Raw genomic sequence first — 19,889 nt, 5'->3', positions numbered from 1 at the left:
CAACGGGTGATGTGAATAACCGCACATCAGAATCAACGCAAAAATGGGATGCGGTAGGATTGCAAGGTATTTTAATTCCGCTATTTTTGTATAACAAAAAGCAACTATGCAATCTAAGAAAACGCTGATGGCGCGCAAACGTGTGGCCCTCATTGCGCACGATCATAAAAAGGGGGAGCTGATAGACTGGGCCGTATATAACAAAACCGTTTTAAGCCGCCATGAACTGTATGCCACCGGCACCACCGGCCGGCTGCTGGAAGAACAGCTGGATGTACCGGTGCGTAAAATGCTGAGCGGCCCGCTGGGCGGCGACCAGCAGATTGGCAGCATGGTGGCCGAAGGTAATATTGATGTAGTGATATTTTTCTGGGACCCTATGGAGGCGCTGCCCCATGACCCGGATATTAAAGCCCTGCTGCGCCTGTGCGCGGTATGGAACATTCCCATGGCCTGCAACCGCACTACCGCCGATTTTTTGCTTACCTCTCCGCTCATGCACCAGGATTATGATGTGCTGCTGCCCGATTATTCCGCCTACCTGTCAAGAAAAGTGGTTAAATAACGGCTCTTTTTCCCCTGCGCCATTGCACCCCAACTGCGGAAAAACAGGGTTTTCCCTAGGGGGCTATTGCTGCGCCATTGCTGCGCAACTACTCCCCCCTGCATAAACCCCTACATCTTTCCTACCCACCATCTGCCCCGATCATCCTGCTTCCTGTTTCCCGGCTTTACTACTGCACTTCCTGCCCTTACAAACGGTTGCTGTTCCATTAGTCCGGTGGCCAGGCTATCTGCTGGGCCGCTACCGGGCCCTCCAGCCATTTTACTGCCTGCCACATGCCTCCTGATTCCATCATCTAACCTCCATCCTTCAAACCAAACTTCCACTATCCGCTCCAACCATCTTACTTGTATTTCCTAATGGCTCCTGTGCGCAGCGGCATAATGCTCCCGCAGCACATCTTCCCCAAAGTCATTCTTCAGGTCGCGCAGCACCGTATGTATGTGGTTGCCGTTGTTCTGGGTATTATCATACTCGATCAGTATGGCCGGGTTTTGTATGCGGTAATAATGCCCGCCGCCCCACTCAGTAGCGCCTGCCCAGGCAAAGTGCATGTTGTTCCAGCCGGCGGTGGTTACTTCTTTCAGTAAAATATCGGCCATCAGCTTGGTGTTATTGTCTATATACACCGCTACCAGCTGCTGCAGCATTTGCTGCTGTTCAGGGTTCATTTGGCTGTAAGCAAGCCCCGGCGGGTCAAGCAGCATGGCTTTGCGCTTGTTGCCGGTAATAATTTCCCGGGGCGCGGTTGTTTGTATCATGGCCTGCTGCAGCTGCTCCCTGGTAAGGGAGTGCAGCAGCGTAAAGGCCAGCGCCACCTCCTGCTTTAATATCTGCCTGCCTTTTTCCGGTCCCGAAGGCACAATGCCCGGGTTAGAGCCGAAGAACGATGGGGTGGCTGCCACCAGGGTGTTGTTGTTGGCCGAAAAGTTCAGCGATACATGGTGCCCCTCCAGCCGCCAGCCCCATTGCTGCCCGCTGCCGGGCGCGCCGAATATGGAGAAATAATAGTTGGTGGGATCGCGGTAGTGATCGTCCGGGGCGCGGTCTTCCAGCGCCTTCAGCACATTTTCCATAGCCATAATGGATGTGGCTTTGCGGTAACCCTCTGCGCTGGTGCTGGTTTTCAACAGGCGCAGGGCGGCGGCTTTCTGCTGCGCGTTCATAGCCTTTATTGGCAGGCCCTTGCGGGGCATGGGCACAAAATTCCAGTGAAAGCGTTCTTCATTGTCCCAGGCAAAAACAGCCTGCTGCCGGGCGCTGTCGTTCAGGGTTTGCAGAAACTGCTGCGCCGCAGCCGTAATATCTTTTCCGGTGGTTTGTGCGTGGGCGGGGCCTGTAAGCAGCCACCAGCAAAGGCTGAAGCTGCAGGCATGGCGTAAAAAGTTATGGAGCTGCATAAGCGTGGAAATTGTACCAACAAAATAGTTACTTATTTTCGCACTTTACGCATTTTAAAGTAACGCATTGTAGATGAATGTGAAGCAACTGGCAGCAGCTATCGGGCTACTGTGCTGTATGGTAAGCTCGGTATATGCACAGCTGCCCCCGAAACGGGAGCTCAGGGCCGTATGGATAGCCACCGTGGAAAATATAGACTGGCCTTCCCGCAGGGGTTTAAGCACCGAACAGCAAAAGCAGGAATTTATTGATATACTGGACCGGCAGCAGCGGAATGGTATGAACGCCGTGGTAGTGCAGGTGCGGCCGTCGGCCGATGCCTTCTATGCCTCCGCCTTTGAGCCCTGGTCCGAATACCTTACCGGCACCCAGGGGCAGGCCCCCATGCCGTACTACGACCCGCTGGAGTTTATGGTAGCGGAAGCGCATAAGCGCGGCATGGAGTTTCATGCCTGGTTTAATCCCTACCGCGCCGTGTTCAATGTAAGGCGCAGCAGCCTGGCGCCCAACCACATTACCCGCCTGCACCCGCAGTGGTTTGTGACCTATGGCGACCGGAAATATTTCGATCCCGGTATTCCTGAAGTATGGGAGTACGTAGCACGGGTGGTGGCCGATGTGGTAAAGCGTTATGATATTGACGCCGTACATTTCGACGATTATTTTTATCCCTACCGCATTCCCGGTAAAGAGTTCCCGGACAACAGCTCCTACCGCCTGTACGGGCACGATATGATGCGCGACGACTGGCGCCGGCAGAATGTAGATACCGTTATACACCTGGTTAGCCTGGCCATTAAAGCAACCAAGCCCTGGGTAAAATTCGGCGTAAGCCCCTTTGGCGTATGGCGCAACCATAGTAAAGACCCCGAAGGCTCTTACACCTCCGGCGGCCAAACCGACTTCGACGACCTGTATGCCGATGTGCTGAAATGGCTGCGCAACGGCTGGATTGATTATGTAGCCCCGCAGCTGTACTGGGAGCACGGCCACCGCCTGGTAGCTTATGAGGTGCTGCTGAACTGGTGGGCGCAGCATGGCTATGGCCGGCATGTGTACATTGGCCACGGCGTGTACCGCATTAACAGCAATGCCGCATGGCGCAATCCCAATGAGCTGCCCCTGCAAATAGAAGAAGCCCGTACCCTTAACACCGTACAGGGCAGCATCTTTTACAGCAACAAATCGTTTGAAGGCAACCCCCTGGGTATAGAAGACACTTTGCATAACCACCTGTACCGCTACCCGGCCTTGCGCCCGTTAATGCCCTGGCTGGGGCAGCAGCAGGCGCCCAAATCACCCTACTTTATAGATGCGTTTGAGCGGCCGGCGGGCCTGCAGCTGTACTGGTCAGATGATGATACGCTGCACCGCACGCAGCAGTATGTGCTGTACCGCTTTGAAGGGCAGGATGTAATAAACCTGAACGACCCTACGAAAATACTGGGCCTGGTGCCCCAGATGCCCGACCCACAGTTTATGGACATTACCTACCAGAAAGGCCATGCCTATACATATGTGGTTACCGCGCTGGACCGCCTGCAGAACGAAAGCTTTGCCAGCGATCCCCTGCGCACCAGGATGCAGAACGGTAAAACAATTTTTATATTTCCTTAAAACAATGCCTGCATGAAACGCCAGTGGGAGAGCGAAGTTGCATTAAACCCGCAAAAGGTGCGGCGCCTGCTGCAAACCGCTGTTCCCGCGCTAACCATACAAAGCGTGCAAACACTGGGCAGCGGCTGGGATAATGAGCTGTTCCTCGTAAACGGACGCCTGGTATTCCGTTTCTGTAAGCGCAGCTTTGCCGTTCCGTTCATTCAGCTGGAAATACGGGCGTTACCGTTACTGGCGCCGCTGCTGCCTGTTCCCGTGCCGCATATATTGTATAACGGCACCTTCGGCAACAACTTCCCCTTTTTTGCTTACGAAATGCTGCCCGGCAAAATGGCCGCCAACCTGTATATGACAGATGCGGAACGCGCTGCCCTGGCACAGCCCATGGCGCAGTTTGCCCATCGGCTGCACACCATTCCGGTAACGCCCGAAATACAGGCTGTTATTCCCAATGACCAGATAGGCCGTATGGATATTGCCAAACGCACCCGCATTATACGGGAAAGCCTGTACGTAACCGGCAGCCTGGGAATTGATTTTGACCCGGCCATTGCAGAAGCCCTGTTTGCCGCTATTTCACAGGCCGATGTAAATGCCCGCCGCACCATTGTGCATGGCGACCTGTATAGCCGCAATATACTGGTGCAGCACCGGCAGCAGCTGTGTGGCATTATTGACTGGAGCGATGTGCACCTGGGCAACCCCGCCAAAGACCTGGCCTTTGCCGTTAGCTTTTTGCCGCCCGCCGCCTTTCCCCGCTTCCGGGATGCCTACCCGGGTTTTGATGATACTCTGTTGCGCCTGGCCCTTTTTGCCGCCCTGTACCTTACCTGCTACCTCTCCGTTTTTGCGCTCGACATCCAGGATGCGCCCCTGGTAGCGGAGTGTAAAACAAGTTTTAATAATATAGCTGCCAACTATCATACTTATCTTTCATAATAGAATTTTAACCCGGTTTTAAAACCCCACTAGCACTTTTGTGTAAGCGCTTCATCTGCTCAATTTTTCATTAAATTCAATAATTTTCAGTTTAATTTTAACTTTTTCTAAATTTTTGGTTATAAACAAATGTTTATATAAAAAATACTGCGTTCTTTTAGTATCTTTAAACCGTTCCCGAAACAATTACAGTACCTCTCTCGGATAGCAACGGCTTAGGAGGCAGAGTGTACCCGATACAAAAATTTAAACGAATGCTTGAAGTGAGAAAACAGGAAGGCCTATATCGTCCGGAATTTGAACATGACGCCTGCGGTACTGGTTTTACGGCCCATATTAAGGGCTGTAAGTCACACCAGATCGTGCGGGACGCCCTGACCATGCTGGAAAATATGGAGCACCGCGGTGCCTGCGGTTGTGAGCGCACCACCGGCGACGGGGCCGGTATCCTGATCCAGATGCCGCATGAATTTTTCTATGACGAGTGCCTGAAAATTGGTATTGCGCTGCCGGAGTTTGGCAAGTACGGCGTAGGCCAGATCTTTTTCCCCAAAGAGCCCCGCTGGCGCGAAGAGTGCCGCGAGATCATTGCGCGCGCCGCAGAAAAGCTGGGACTTGACATACTGGGTTACCGCAAAGTGCCGGTACGCCCCGATGGTATAGGTGAAAGCGCCCTTTCAGTTGAACCGGAAATTGAGCAGGTATTTATTGCCTGCCCTTATCATATAGCAGATGCCGAAACCTTTGAGCGTAAGCTGTTCGTGCTGCGCAACTACATTTCCAAAACCGTGCGTAACACGCTGCCTAAAGAAAAGGCGCTGTTTTATATATGCTCCCTGTCTTACAAAACCATCGTTTATAAAGGACAGCTTACCACCTACCAGGTAAGGCATTACTACCCCGACCTGAGCGACGAGAAAATGGTGTCGGCCTTTGCCCTCATCCACTCCCGTTTTGCTACCAACACCTTCCCCAGCTGGCGCCTGGCCCACCCTTACCGCTATATTGCGCATAATGGTGAGATCAATACCCTTAAGGGCAACCTTAACTGGCTGCGTGCCGGTGAGCGGGATTTTGCAACCAAATACTTCTCCAAGGAAGAGCTGGACATGCTGCTGCCCATCGTAGAAGAAGGGCAGTCAGACTCCGCCAGCCTGGATAATGTTATAGAGCTGCTTACCATGACAGGCCGCTCCCTGCCCCATGTAATGATGATGATGATACCAGAAGCATGGGACGGCAATGAAGATATGGACCCTGTTAAAAAGGCGTTCTACGAATACCACGCCTCTTTAATGGAGCCCTGGGACGGCCCGGCTTCCATTTCCTTTACAGATGGTAAGATCATTGGCGCCACGCTGGACCGTAACGGTTTGCGCCCCAGCCGCTTTGTAGTAACCAAGGACGACCGCGTGATTATGGCCTCCGAAGCAGGGGTGCTGCCTGTTGATCCTAAGAATATTAAGGAAAAAGGCCGCCTGCAGCCCGGCAAAATGTTCATTGTGGATATGGACCAGGGCCGCATCATAGGCGATGAGGAGCTGAAGCAGGCTATCTGCACGCAGCAGCCTTATGCCGAGTGGCTGAATAAATACAAGATCCGCCTCGAAGAGCTGCCGGAGCCCCGCGTAGCCTTTACCCACCTGGAGCACGGCCAGATATTTAAATACCAGCGCGCTTTTGGTTATACCACAGAAGACCTGGACCAGATCATAGCGCCCATGGCGCTGGATGGTAAGGAGCCTATTGGCTCCATGGGTACCGATGTGCCGCTGGCCGTGCTGAGCGATCAGCCCCAGCACCTGAGCAGCTACTTCAAGCAGCTGTTTGCCCAGGTAACCAACCCGCCTATTGATCCTATCCGCGAAAGGCTGGTAATGTCGCTGGCTACCTTTGTAGGTAACAACGGCAACCTGCTGGATGAGGATCCCCTGCACTGCCATGGCCTGGCCCTGCGCCATCCCATATTAAGCAATCATGAGCTGGAAAAGATACGTAGTATTGATACGGGTATTTTCCAGGCCAAAACCTTACAAACCTACTTTAAGGCCGACGGTAAGCCCGGCTCCCTTGAAAAAGGGCTGGCCCGCCTGTGCCGCTATGCGGTAGATGCGGTAGAAGATGGTTTTGAAGTAATCATCCTCTCCGACCGTTCTATTGACTCCGAGCATGCGCCCATTCCGTCGTTGCTGGCCGCATCGGCCGTACACCACCACCTTATCCGCAAAGGGTACCGTGGCCAGGTAGGGCTGATAGTAGAAGCCGGCGATGTTTGGGAAGTACACCACTTTGCCGCCCTGCTGGGCTTTGGCGCTACCGCCATCAATCCTTACCTGGCGCTTAGCACCATCCGCGATATGAAGCTGAGCGGCAAGCTGGAAACAGAATACGATGTAGATAAGCTGAAGAAGAACTACATCAAGGCTGTGTGCGAAGGGCTGCTGAAAGTGTTCTCTAAAATGGGTATCTCCACCCTGCAATCTTACCAGGGCGCGCAGATATTTGAAATACTGGGTATTAACCAACAGGTGGTTGATAAATACTTCACCGGCGCCGTATCACGCCTGCAGGGCATGGGCCTGGATGAAATAGCCCGCGAAACCCTGGCCAAGCACTGGATGGGCTTTGGCCGCAAGGAAACGCCGGTGCAGCGTTTAACCGTAGGCGGTATTTACCAGTGGAAGCGTAAAGGGGAGTTTCACCTCTTTAACCCCACTACTATACACCTGCTGCAGTATGCTACCCGCCAGGGCGATTATAACCTGTTTAAAAAATATTCCAAGGCCGTAAATGAGCAAAGCGAAAAAGCCTGCACCTTACGCAGCCTGTTCTCCTTTAAACGTACCCGCCCGGCTGTTCCGCTTGAGGAGGTTGAGCCGGCAGAAAGCATTCTGAAGCGTTTTGCTACCGGCGCTATGAGCTTTGGCTCCATATCGCATGAGGCGCACTCCACACTGGCCATTGCCATGAACCGCATTGGCGCTAAAAGCAATACCGGTGAAGGTGGTGAAGATGAGCTGCGCTACGAGCTGCTGCCCAATGGCGACAGCATGCGCTCTGCCATTAAACAGGTGGCCAGCGCCCGCTTTGGGGTTACCAGCTACTACCTTACCAATGCAGATGAGCTGCAGATAAAAATGGCCCAGGGCGCCAAGCCCGGCGAAGGCGGTCAGCTGCCCGGCCATAAGGTAGATGACTGGATTGCCAAGGTGCGCCACTCCACACCCGGGGTAGGCCTTATTTCGCCGCCGCCCCACCACGACATTTACTCTATTGAGGACCTGGCACAGCTGATCTATGACCTGAAAAACGCCAACCGCGCCGCCCGCATCAGCGTTAAGCTGGTGTCTAAAGCCGGTGTAGGCACCATTGCAGCCGGTGTGGCCAAAGCTCATGCCGATGTAGTGCTCATTTCCGGTCACGATGGCGGTACCGGCGCCTCTCCCATAAGCTCTATCAAACACGCCGGCCTGCCCTGGGAGCTGGGCCTGGCGGAAACTCACCAAACGCTGGTGCGCAACAAGCTGCGTGGCAGGGTAGTGGTACAAACCGATGGCCAGCTGAAAACCGGCCGCGATATTGCCATTGCTACCCTGTTGGGTGCGGAGGAATGGGGCGTGGCCACCGCTGCGCTGGTGGTAGAAGGTTGTATCATGATGCGTAAGTGCCATGTGAACACCTGCCCGGTAGGCGTTGCCACCCAGGACCCTGAGCTGCGCAAGCGCTTTTCCGGCAATGCAGATCATGTGGTGAACCTGTTCAAATTCCTGGTAGAAGAGCTGCGCGAGATCATGGCCGACCTGGGCTTCCGTACCATAAACGAAATGGTAGGCCAGGTAGAAAGCCTGCAGGTACGCGAAGGGCTGGATCACTGGAAATACAAAACCCTGGACCTGTCGCCCATCCTGTACCGCGAGCCGGCAGCACCGGAAGTAGGCCAGTACAAGCAGGAAGAACAGGATCACGGTATCAGCGAAGTGCTCGACTGGCAGTTGCTGAAAGCTGCACAGCCTGCGCTGGATAAAAAAACCCGCGTGTTTCAGCAGTTCCCTGTAAAAAACACCGACCGTACCATCGGCACCATTTTAAGTAACGAAATTTCCAAACGCTATAAAGGCGAAGGCTTACCGGAAGATACCATTCACTTTAAATTCCAGGGCTCTGCAGGCCAAAGCTTTGGCGCCTTTAACACCCGCGGCGTAACGCTGGAGCTGGAAGGTGAGGCAAACGACTACTTTGGCAAAGGCCTGTCCGGCGCCAAGCTGATTGTTTACCCGCATGCAGAAGCCGGCTTTAAGGCAGAAGAGAATATTATTGCCGGTAACGTGGCCCTGTACGGCGCCACCTCCGGTGAAGCGTACATCCGCGGTAAAGCAGGCGAACGCTTTTGCGTGCGTAACTCCGGCGCTACCGTGGTAGTAGAAGGTACCGGCGACCATGGTTGTGAATACATGACCGGCGGCCAGGCCGTAATACTGGGCGAAACAGGCCGCAACTTCGGCGCAGGCATGAGCGGCGGTATTGCATATGTGTATGATGTGAAAGGCGCGTTTGCAGGCCGGTGCAATAAGGATATGATTGACCTGGATCCGCTGGACCAGGACGATATTACCCGCCTGCACGACCTTATTACCAAACACCACGCCTATACGAACAGTACCGTGGCTAAGTTTATATTAAAGGATTGGGAAAATCAGTTACGCCACTTTGTAAAAGTGTTCCCGAAAGAATACAAGGCGGTGCTGAAAGCTGCAAAGTCAGCACCGGAAGAAAGCCAGCAGGTGAAAAAATCCTGAAGGTGAATGAAACGCCTTGTTATTAACATTTAAAGCATCAGAGAGATGGGTAAACCAACAGGATTCCTGGAATTTACACGCGAGCTGCCGGGAAAAGCAGATCCTAAGCAGAGAACGCAACATTATAACGAGTTTGTAGAACGCTACAGCGAGCCTAAGCTGAACCAGCAGGCCGCCCGCTGCATGAACTGCGGCGTGCCCTTTTGCCACAGCGGCTGCCCGCTGGGCAATGTAATACCGGAGTTTAACGACGCCGTGTATCATAAAGACTGGAAAGAAGCATACGACATTCTTACCAGCACCAACAATTTCCCGGAATTTACCGGCCGTATATGCCCTGCGCCCTGTGAAAGCGCATGCGTATTAGGCATTAACCAGCCGCCGGTAGCCATTGAGGAAATAGAGCGGCACATTATTGAAATTGCTTTTGATAAAGGACTGGTACAGGCAAAAGTACCGCGCATACGCACCGGCAAAAAGGTAGCGGTAATAGGTTCGGGCCCTGCCGGCCTGGCTGCCGCCGCTCAGTTGAACTATGCCGGCCACCAGGTAACCGTGTTTGAAAGGGACGATGCCCCGGGCGGTTTATTACGCTACGGCATCCCTGATTTCAAGCTGGAAAAATGGGTGGTAGAGCGCCGGGTTAAGCTTATGGAGGAAGAAGGGGTAGAGTTCCGCTGCAACGCCAATGTAGGCGTAAATGTAAGCGTGAACGACCTGCTGCGCGAGTACAATGCGATTGTGCTGGCAGGCGGCTCCACCATTCCCCGCGACCTCAACATCCCGGGTCGCGAGCTCAAAGGCGTGCACTTTGCCATGGAGTTCCTGAAGCAGCAGAATAAAAGAGTAAGCAACCGCCCCGTTGACGGGGAAGATATATGGGCTACCGGTAAAAACGTGATAGTAATTGGCGGCGGCGACACCGGTTCCGACTGTGTGGGCACCTCTAACCGCCACGGCGCAGCCAGCATTACCCAGCTGGAGCTGCTGCCCAAGCCGCCGGGCGAGCGTACACCGTATATGCCCTGGCCCACCTATCCCATGGTACTGAAAACATCATCCTCCCATGAGGAAGGCGCTAACCGCCACTGGGCCATTGCCACCAAAGAGTTTGTGGGCGATGCGCAGGGCAACCTGAAAGGCCTGAAGCTGGTGGATATTCAGTGGTCGCTGGGAGTAGACGGCCGTCCGGGTGGCTTTAAAGAAGTACCGGGTTCTGAAAGGGAGGTACCCTGTGAGCTGGCGCTGCTGGCCATGGGCTTCACCAACCCGCAGCATACCGGTATGCTGGATGATCTGGGTGTGGAAAAAGATGAGCGCGGCAATGTAAAGGCTACTGAAAAAGCCTACCAAACTTCCGTTCCCAAAGTGTTTGCTGCCGGCGATATGCGCCGCGGCCAATCACTGGTAGTATGGGCTATTAGCGAAGGACGGGAGTGCGCGCGCAAGGTAGATGAGTTCCTGATGGGTACTTCCCAGCTGGAAAGCAAGGATCATTCCTTACAGGCAATGGCTATTTGATAACTTGATGTAAAGTTTTCTCATAAGCAGGTTTAGATTTTGTTGTAACCTTCAGCCGGGCTGGGTTTTTACCCGGCCCTTTCTTTTTGCCCCCGCGGAGTATGAGCTCTTAACGGCATAAACGCATTGTTAGGCGGCATAAATAGCCGGTTGAGCTATTTACGGCAGCAACCGCCTGCCAACTTTCTACTTTTGCAGTATGTGTCGCAGGGCTTTATTGTTAATAGGCAGTTTGTTCCTGGGTATTTCCTGTAGCTACGCACAGGACACAACCGCCATTCCCTCCGGCGATGATTTTATTTTCAGCAGCACCCATCTCAAACCCGGCATTTACCGGTCTTTTAAAGAGTTTCAGCAGAACGCGCCTTCTCAAAACGGGCAGGTGGTGATCCGTAACCGCAGCGCCGCCGCGCAAATATACCTGCTGGCCAGCCGTAATGAGCTGCATATAATAGACAGCACCGGGCAGGAACATAAGGTAAAAGATTGCTGGGGCTACTCAGATGGCAGGGATGTGTACATCCGCGACAACGGGCTTAACAGGCTGCAGGAAATAGGCTACTACTGCCTGTATGAGATACACGCCATAGCCGCCACCCCCGTGGCTAACCCGGGCGCCATAACGTTTAACACGCCGCCGCCCAGTGAGAAGAAAAAGGTTATCAATATTGTTACCGGGCAGGTATATGACCTAACGCTCTACAATCTCAGGAAATATATTCTCCCCCAGGACAAAGCCCTCCTGGACACTTTTAATACCGATGCAAAAAAGCGGGAGCGGCTGGAGTACTATATACAGTGGTTTAACGCACGTAATACCCCCGTGCTTTGATTAATAATTCATACGCCGTCATTTGAACCTTACCGGGTAGGTATAGATTTTGCTACCTCTTCCTTTTTACAGCCATACAGCTGGCAAAGCATTTATTTTCAGTAAATTACCGTGTAACATTTCATAGTGACAGCACCCGAAAGTACCAAAGATAAACCTCATCATGGTCGCCCCTGGTGGCGCTGGCTTTTATGGATCATTATTGGCATATTACTGCTGCCGGTAATGGCCGTATTGCTTTTTCAGCTTGCCCCCGTACAGGATTACCTGCGCAGGCAGGGAGAAATATACCTGCAAAATAAGCTGCACACCCGGGTAAAGATCGGCTACCTGCGGGCCCGTGGCTGGCAGTACCTGGAGCTGCGCAATGTGTTTGTTGCAGATACAGCCAACCAGGCCCTCCTGTTTTCCGGGTCGCTGAAAGTGCATTACAACCTCCTTTCCCTGCTTAACAATGAGTTAAATATCAATAAGCTTGAATGGGACACCGTACTGGTAAACGTATACCGCCATGGTGCCGACAGTACGTTCAACTACCAGTTTGTTGTAGATGCGTTTATCAGTCCCGATACCACGCCGGACACGCTTTCTTCCGAAACCGGCACAACCATGCAGTTCCGCATCAGGGATGTTGCCCTGCGCCAGGTACGCCTCCGTTATGTGGACGACCTGGGCGGCATGAACGCTGTGCTGCACTGGAAAACCCTGGAGGTAGACCCCGACGATCTGCTGGTGAATGACGGCGTATATGCCTTCCGCGGCATTACGCTGGATGGGCTTACGGGCTTTTTCCGCCAGGCTTACCGCCCCAAAATAACCGCCGCTGCCGCGCCACCGCCGCCACCGGCCGATACCGCCGCTACCCCTTTTCACCTGCTGCTTAAAAAGCTGAAGCTAAGCAACAGCACCTTCTGGTATGAAAGTGAAGATATTGGCATGTCTACCGCCTGGAAGGTAGGCGCACTACAGGTTACCAACGCCAATATCGACCAGGACTCTACCCATATACAGGTGGGCAATATTCGCCTCAATCATACACAGGGCGTGGTAGCTATGTTCATGCCTAAAGATACGGCTGCGCCTGTGCCGGACAGCAGTGCGCCCAACACCTGGACCATGGCTACCGGCGAAGCTTTAATAGAACAGCTGGTTGTTAAGTACGATAACAATACCGGCCCTGCGCCCCGCGGCGCCGGCAGCAACAACCCGGATTATAATCACCTGTTCATCCGGGACTTTAATACCCATGTAAAGGATATTAACTACAATGCAGATACTATAAGCGCGGTGCTGCAGCAGCTGAGCATGCGCGAACAATCCGGCTTCGCTGTAAAGCATGCGCACATGAACTTTTTGTTCACCCCCAAAATACTTTCCCTGCAGGATCTGCTGGTGGAAACCAACCACTCAGTGCTACGTAAGCAAATAGCCGTTACCGTGCCTTCCTGGGCAACAGTGGCCGATCACCTGGACCAGCTGCAGCTGCGCGCCAACCTCGACTCAACGTACATTACCCTGGGCGAGTTCCTGCCTTTTGTGCCGGATGCCCGTACCAATAAGAACATGCAGCCCCTGTGGAACAAGCAGCTGATGATACATGCCATGATCAGGGGCAGCATGTCGCGCCTGGAAATTCCGCTGCTGTATATAAAAGATAATGTGGGCAACCTGGTGCAAACCAAAGGGGAGATATTTTATTCACAGAATACAGACAGTATTCGCGCCAACCTGCCGGAGCTGCTGCTGCAAAGCGGTAACAAGCCGCTGCGTGCGTGGCTGCCGGCCGGCACCATGCCCGATACGCCCCGCCTGCCGGAGCAAATGCTTATTACCGGCTCCTTCAAAGGTGGCATGGCAGATATGCAAACAGCGCTGCAGCTGAAAAGCGATATGGCCAATGCCACCCTTACCGCCCACCTGGTAAACATCGTGGATAGCCTGCGCAGCAGCTACACCGTAAATGTGCCCAACTTTCATATAAACCCCGGCCGTATGCTGTACGATACCACCCTGGGCTGGATCAACGGACGGCTGGAGGCCCAGGGCCACGGGTATGACCTGAACACCATGGCGGCCAATGCAGCCCTGGTGGTGAATAGCGCTACCTATAACGGCTATACGTACCGCGATGTGAATATGAAAGCGGGCATACAGAACGGCAGCTTTAATGCAGCAGGCCGGAGCAACGATACTGCCATGAACGTAATATTCGACCTGGCAGGTCATATACAGGACACCCTGCTGCAAAACCTGAAGGCCAACCTGCAGCTGTCCAGGGCCGACTTGTATGCAACCCATTTGTATGCAGAGCCATTACAGCTCAAAGGTAACCTGGTGGCCGATTTCAGCAGCCTTACTCCTACGCGGGTAATAGGCAGCGCCGACCTGGTTGGCTGGCAAATTGCCACCAATGGCCAGGTATTTCCCATAGACACGATTGCGCTGGCAGCCGACTACCAGGATCAGCAGCTACTGAGCCTGCAGGGGCCCTTTGGTTCCGTAAACGCCATGGGCAACATTGATTTTACAAAAGTAGGCGCCGCCTTTGGCAATATTATCAGCAAGCCCTTACAGCCGCTGGACAGCGCCCGTATAATTACATTGCCGCCGCACCAGCAGCTGCAGTGGACCGCCTCCCTCATATGGCCCCGCGCGCTGCGGGCCATGGCGCCCACTTTGCGCATGCAGCCGCTGAATATTACCGGCCGCCTAAACTCAGATAGCAGCCTGCTGGTAATGCAGGCCAGCCTGCCCGCATTGGCTTACGACTCGCTCCATATTGATAGCTTAAAGCTGGCCGCCCATATACAGGACACTGCCATGGAGGCCGCCCTGTCGGTGGCTGCGCTGCACCATCCCGTATTGCCGCTGAACCATACAGAGCTGCTGGCAAATGCCAACATAGGTAAACTGCATTGGGATCTGAATGCAAATGACGGTGATGGCAAACCCAAATACCAGGTAGGCGGCCAGGTGCAGTTTATGCCCGGCAATGTAACGGCTATTTCATTAAAACCCGCGCTGCTGCTGAATAAACAGCAATGGACGGTGGCCGACAGTAACCTGGTACGCCTGCACAACGGCATGCCGGACAGCGCCAATCTTAAATTATCTTCCAGGAAGCAAAGCATTCAATTACAAACCGTACCCGATACCAGTAGCAGCAGCCTGCCTGCGTTACAGGCAACTATTAAAGATTTTCAGCTATCCACCATTACCGGCCTGCTGGCTGCCGATACCATGCTGGCGAATGGCGTGCTGAATATGCAGGCCCATGTAAGCAACCTGGATAAGGCGCCGCTGGTAGCCGGCACGCTGAAAATAGACAGTCTTACCTTCAGGAACGCCGGCCTGGGCACCTTAACAGCCAGCCTTGAAACACCCGCCCCCAATGCTTATGCGGTAAATGCCGCGCTGGAAGGGAATAATAACAGCCTGGATGTAAAAGCTACTTATGATACCGCCATTAATGCCGATATAAACATTAACCGACTGAACATGGCCGCTATAGAGCCGTTTACCTTTGGCAACGTTGTGCGCATGCACGGCAGCGCCGACGGCCAGTTTAATATAACAGGCACTATGGATAAGCCCAGGGTGCTTGGCCACCTGCATTTTAACGATGCCGGCGGAACCATTACCTACATTGGCGCGCCTTTAACCCTGCCCAATGAGCAGATTACGCTGGATGAAAGGGGTATTGCCTTTAACAAATTCGTAATAGCAGACAGCCTGGGTAATAAGCTGGTGGTAGACGGACGCGTAAACACCGTTGACTTCAATAATTACCGCTTTAACCTGGATGTAAACGCAGATAACTTTATGGTGCTGGGCAAGCAGCAGGATCCGGATCAGATGGTGTATGGCCCCGCCTATATCGACAGCCGCATCAGGGTAAGAGGTAACCTGGACCTTCCGCGTGTAGACGCTTACGTTAAGCTGCGTGATAAATCCAACGTAACCTTTACCATTCCGGAAGAAAACCCCGGCGTGGCCAACCGCGAAGGCGTAATGGTGTTTGTGGATAAGGATCAGCCCCTGGACTCAGTGCTCGTTAAAAAGCAGGACAGTACCCGGTTTCAGAACCCCCGCCTTACGGGTATTAACTTTAGCGGTAATGCCGAAATTACGCCTGAATCCACCATCAAGATTATTATTGACCAGCAGAACGGTGATTATGTAGAGGCCAAAGGCACAACCAATCTGAATGCCACGCTGGATGCCAGCAGCAAGCTAAGCCTCACCGGCCGTTACGAGATACAGGAAGGTAAATACCAGATGTCGCTGTACGAGTTAATAAAACGTTCCTTTGCCATTGAAAAAGGCAGCGCCATCACCTTTAATGGCGATGCCATGGATGCCATGCTGGATATTACCGCCAAGTACACGGTAAATGCGCCGGCGGCAGACCTGGTATCGGACCAGCTTTCCAATATGTCTGATATAGACCGGAACCGCTACCGCCAGCGCCTGCCTTTTGAAGTGTATATGTATATCAAAGGCGATTTGCTGAAACCCCAGATCTCCTTTATGCTGGATATGCCGGAGGCAGAGCGTAATGCGTTTAGCGGCAGCGTGTACAACCGCCTGAAACAAATAAACCAGATAGAGTCTGAGCTGAACAAACAGGTAATGGGCCTGCTGGTGCTGAACTCCTTTATCCCCGATGATCCCGGCGCTACGGAAAGTGAGGGTGTGAATGTTGGCCGGGAGGCGCGCAAAAGCGTAAGCAAAATACTTTCGCAGCAGCTGAATAACCTGGCCGGCAATCTCATTAAAGGGGTAGACATCAATTTTGACCTGCAGCAGAATGAAGACTATTCTACTGGCAGCGCCAAAGAAAATACCACGCTGAATGTAGGCGTGTCCAAAGCCCTGTTTAATGATCGTTTAACCGTGTCCGTGGGTTCTAATGTGCTGCTCGAAGGCGATGCCGCCACCAGCAATACACAAAACCTGGTAGGCGATGTGTCTGTTGATTACAAGCTTACCCGCGACGGGCGCTACCGGGTACGCGTTTACCAGCGCAGCACCAATGAAACCGTAGTGGAAGGCCAGGTGGTGGAAACAGGCGCAGCGTTTATGATAGTGCTGGATTTTGACCAGTTCCGCGAAATACTGGGCAAGGCCAAGAAGCCACCGAAAAAACAAACGCAGCGCCGGCAAAAAGCCAGTGACCGGAAGAAAAACGCCAATAAGAAATCATAGCATATTGCGAACGAACTATTCACATATCATCCTGCTAATGGCGGCCCTTTGCATCAGCGCCTGCAGCACTACCCGTACGGTGCCGGAGGGCGACCGCCTGTACACCGGCGCCACCGTTAAATGGGAAGGAAAAAAGCCCCGCGATTACGCTACGCTGGAAGGTGGGCTGGAAGGCAGCGTGCGGCCCAAACCCAACCGCAAATTCCTGGGCATGCCCATTCGCCTGTGGCTGTATAACCTGGGTAACAAGCCCAAAGGAAAAGGCCTTAATTACCTGCTAAGGGAAAAGTGGGGCGAGCCGCCGGTGCTGCTAAGCGCCGTAAAGCGCGATTATACCTCCAATGTATTGGAGCAATACCTGGTAGATCATGGCTATTTCCAGGCAGATGTAGCATCGGCCATTAAATACAAAGGCAGGAAAAAATCCAGCGCTGTATACACGGCCACTCCTAGCCTGCGCTACACTATTAACAGCGTTACCTACGAAACGGACAGTACGCAACTGGGAAAAGCCATTGACGCCTCAACAGATCATTCCTCCCTGGTTGTTGGCGAACCTTACAGCCTGGATAGTGTGAAGGCAGAAAGGGAGCGCCTGCACAACCGCCTGAAAGAACAGGGCTATTATTACTTTACAGCCGATCATTTGCTGGTAGAGGTAGACAGTACGCAGCATAACGGTACCGTGAATATGTATGTAACCGTAAAAAAAGATGTATCGCCCCTGGCTAAACGGCCTTACTATATGCGCAGGATAACCCTGTTTCCCAATTACTCGCTGGAGCAGGACTCGCTAACGCGTAGCAGCAGGGGAGAGGTAATGGTGTACCGCAACTTCCGTATTGTTGATCCGGAAAGTAAGTTCAAGCCTAAAATATTCCGGCGCGCCGTATTCCTGCGGCCGGATAGCCTGTACCGCCTGAGCTCACATGATATTACCCTGCAGCGCCTTATTGGCCTGGGCGTTTTTAAATTTGTGAAAGGCCAGTTCCGCACAGTGCGGGAAAAGGATAGCAGCACCAACCGGATGCTGGCAGATACCGGCCGGCTGGATGCCAGTTTTTACCTTACGCCTTACCCGCAATATTCACTGCAGGCCGAGCTGCGGGGTACCTCCAAATCCAACAACTTTGTGGGTTCTGAAATAAAGATAACAGAACGTAACCGTAACTGGCGGCGGGCCGCCAATATGCTGGAAATATCCGCCTCCGGCGGCATGGAGTGGCAAACCGGCGGCGGGCAGATAGTAGGCGGCAATTCGTATAGCCTGAAAGGTGAGGTTGCCTTAACCGTACCGCGTTTTATTTTACCTTTCCGCAGGCTGCTAAACATACGAACGCCTTATGTACCGCGTACCCGCATCAGCGCCAGCTATGAGCTGTATAGCCGGCAAAACCTGTATAACCTTAATGCTTATACGTTCCAGTGGCAGTACCTTTGGAAGCAAACCCGTTTCCTGGAGCATACCTGGGCTCCCGTAGCAGTTACCTATGTGCTGCCTACCAATACCACCCCGGCATACGATAGCATTTTGAAGGTAGATCCTGTACAGCGGCGGTCCATAGAAAAGCAATTTATACTGGGAGCTAATTACAGTGCTACCTATAATAACCAGGAACCCAACCGCATACACAGCTTTTACCTGAACGGCAATGTGGATATATCCGGTAACATAGCCGGGCTTATAATACCTAAAGGCGATAGCGGCAGAACCATTTTTGGTAATCCCTTTGCACAGTATATAAGGCTGGGCGGCGATGTGCGCCACTATTGGCAGCTGAGCAAGGGCAATGTATGGGTGAACCGCTTTTTTGCCGGTTATGGCCTGCCTTACGGCAACTCTGCCACACTGCCTTTTGTTAAACAATATTTTACCGGTGGCAGCAGCAGCCTGCGCGGCTTCCGGGCCCGTACCCTGGGCCCTGGCAGCTACCGCGATACCACCAGCCGCTACCTGGCTAATGAAGCAGGCGATATTAAGCTGGAGTTTAACTCGGAGCTGCGCATGCACCTGGCAAGTGTATTAAATGCCGCAGTGTTTATAGATGCCGGCAATATCTGGCTGCAAAAGAAAAATGTTAACCGCCCCGGCGGAACATTTACCAGTCACTTCTTAAAGGAAATAGCAGTAGATGCGGGTGTTGGCCTGCGGGTAGATGCCTCTATTGTAGTGGTGCGCCTGGACCTGGCTTTTCCCTTGCGCAAGCCCTGGCTGCCTGAAAATGAGCGATGGGTAATTAAAGATATCCGTTTCGGCGATCCTGACTGGCGTAAGGAAAATTTGATCCTGAATATTGCCATTGGCTACCCGTTCTGATACCGTGCAGCTGCTTTGAAACAAGACCATGCCCTGCATCTGAATAGGTGCAGCAATCAGCCGGGGGGTTCAAACATATAGAAAAAGGAGTATATTTGTAAAACAACCTTTTGCATGTTTATATCCCGCGCTATACATTCTTATTCTTATACCATTTTGGCTGTATGCCTCCTATGCCTGTGTTCCTGCGCACGCCAGATCACCGAAACCGGGAAAGCTTCTTATTACGCCGATAAGTTTGAAGGCCGCCGCACTGCCAGCGGTGAAACATTTCACCAGTCTGCCATGACAGCCGCCCACCGCACCCTGCCTTTTGGCACCAAAGTAAAAGTAGTGAACCTGGCCAACGGCCGTTCTGTGAAAGTAAAAATCAACGACCGCGGTCCGTTTGCAGAAGGAAGAATAATAGATCTTTCTAAAAAAGCTGCCCGCAAGCTGGGCATTCTCACTATCGGCGTTGCACCGGTAGATATTAAGTACAAAAGAAAAAAGTAAGCAAATACAAAATAACAGCCGGTTATACAAAAAGGCCAATTACGAAATACGCGCTCATTGCCTGTTCTGCTTGCAGAAAATACCTTTGAAAATTATAACAGATAGCGCAACAATAACTACAACCGTATGCGCCTGAAACAGCTTTCCAATTAATCACTCTCACTGGCATTCCTCCGCACTCACACAAGCCAGGCAACC

Annotated in this window: 10 protein-coding genes; 9 read left to right on the top strand and 1 reads right to left on the bottom strand. The window is 52.8% G+C overall.

The window, feature by feature from the left end:
- Positions 1 to 106: 106 nt before the first annotated feature.
- Positions 107 to 565, top strand: a complete 459-nt coding sequence (locus VFS25_RS00050) for a methylglyoxal synthase (RefSeq protein WP_326460057.1) — start codon at positions 107 to 109, stop codon at positions 563 to 565.
- Between the two features lie 356 nt (positions 566 to 921).
- Here the strand turns inward: VFS25_RS00050 and VFS25_RS00045 are convergent, their stop codons facing one another.
- The gene (locus VFS25_RS00045; protein WP_326460056.1) at positions 922 to 1,965 is read right to left on the bottom strand and encodes a DUF3500 domain-containing protein; all 1,044 of its coding nucleotides are present in this window, start codon (positions 1,963 to 1,965) and stop codon (positions 922 to 924) included.
- A 73-nt stretch (positions 1,966 to 2,038) separates the two neighbouring features.
- On the opposite strand from VFS25_RS00045, the gene VFS25_RS00040 reads away from it, so the two are divergent.
- The 8 genes from VFS25_RS00040 to VFS25_RS00005 all read left to right on the top strand — a co-directional run bounded on the left by VFS25_RS00040 (position 2,039) and on the right by VFS25_RS00005 (position 19,691).
- Entirely contained in the window at positions 2,039 to 3,583 is a 1,545-nt protein-coding gene (locus VFS25_RS00040) for a glycoside hydrolase family 10 protein (protein WP_326460055.1), read from the top strand.
- A 12-nt stretch (positions 3,584 to 3,595) separates the two neighbouring features.
- On the top strand, positions 3,596 to 4,522 hold the full coding sequence (locus tag VFS25_RS00035) for a phosphotransferase family protein (RefSeq protein WP_326460054.1): 927 nt from the start codon (positions 3,596 to 3,598) through the stop codon (positions 4,520 to 4,522).
- Between the two features lie 254 nt (positions 4,523 to 4,776).
- Entirely contained in the window at positions 4,777 to 9,318 is a 4,542-nt protein-coding gene (gene gltB, locus VFS25_RS00030) for a glutamate synthase large subunit (protein ID WP_326460053.1), read from the top strand.
- Between the two features lie 45 nt (positions 9,319 to 9,363).
- Positions 9,364 to 10,839: a glutamate synthase subunit beta gene (locus tag VFS25_RS00025; protein WP_326460052.1), complete on the top strand. Its 1,476-nt coding sequence runs from the start codon at positions 9,364 to 9,366 to the stop codon at positions 10,837 to 10,839.
- Between the two features lie 199 nt (positions 10,840 to 11,038).
- Positions 11,039 to 11,671 (top strand): hypothetical protein, encoded by a 633-nt coding sequence (locus VFS25_RS00020; RefSeq protein ID WP_326460051.1) that lies wholly within the window; start codon positions 11,039 to 11,041, stop codon positions 11,669 to 11,671.
- Positions 11,672 to 11,797: 126 nt separating this feature from the next.
- Complete coding sequence (locus VFS25_RS00015) at positions 11,798 to 16,879, top strand: translocation/assembly module TamB domain-containing protein (protein WP_326460050.1); 5,082 nt, start codon at positions 11,798 to 11,800, stop codon at positions 16,877 to 16,879.
- Positions 16,880 to 16,883: 4 nt separating this feature from the next.
- Complete coding sequence (locus VFS25_RS00010; RefSeq protein ID WP_326460049.1) at positions 16,884 to 19,196, top strand: BamA/TamA family outer membrane protein; 2,313 nt, start codon at positions 16,884 to 16,886, stop codon at positions 19,194 to 19,196.
- A 156-nt stretch (positions 19,197 to 19,352) separates the two neighbouring features.
- Positions 19,353 to 19,691: a septal ring lytic transglycosylase RlpA family protein gene (locus VFS25_RS00005; protein ID WP_326460048.1), complete on the top strand. Its 339-nt coding sequence runs from the start codon at positions 19,353 to 19,355 to the stop codon at positions 19,689 to 19,691.
- The last annotated feature ends 198 nt before the right edge of the window (positions 19,692 to 19,889 follow it).

It is taken from the genome of Chitinophaga sp. (assembly GCF_035761305.1).
In the GTDB taxonomy this organism is placed as follows: domain Bacteria; phylum Bacteroidota; class Bacteroidia; order Chitinophagales; family Chitinophagaceae; genus Chitinophaga.
The sequence above is the reverse complement of the archived record's forward strand: the minus strand, read 5'-3'. Positions and strand labels throughout refer to the sequence as shown.

Bases quoted from the DNA above. Each gene is read 5' to 3' on its own strand.
- VFS25_RS00040 (WP_326460055.1), top strand. From the start codon at position 2,039: ATGAATGTGAAGCAACTGGCAGCAGCTATCGGGCTACTGTGCTGTATG.
- VFS25_RS00035 (WP_326460054.1), top strand. From the start codon at position 3,596: ATGAAACGCCAGTGGGAGAGCGAAGTTGCATTAAACCCGCAAAAGGTG.
- VFS25_RS00050 (WP_326460057.1), top strand. From the start codon at position 107: ATGCAATCTAAGAAAACGCTGATGGCGCGCAAACGTGTGGCCCTCATT.
- VFS25_RS00020 (WP_326460051.1), top strand. From the start codon at position 11,039: ATGTGTCGCAGGGCTTTATTGTTAATAGGCAGTTTGTTCCTGGGTATT.
- VFS25_RS00025 (WP_326460052.1), top strand. From the start codon at position 9,364: ATGGGTAAACCAACAGGATTCCTGGAATTTACACGCGAGCTGCCGGGA.
- VFS25_RS00045 (WP_326460056.1), bottom strand. From the start codon at position 1,965: ATGCAGCTCCATAACTTTTTACGCCATGCCTGCAGCTTCAGCCTTTGC.
- gltB (WP_326460053.1), top strand. From the start codon at position 4,777: ATGCTTGAAGTGAGAAAACAGGAAGGCCTATATCGTCCGGAATTTGAA.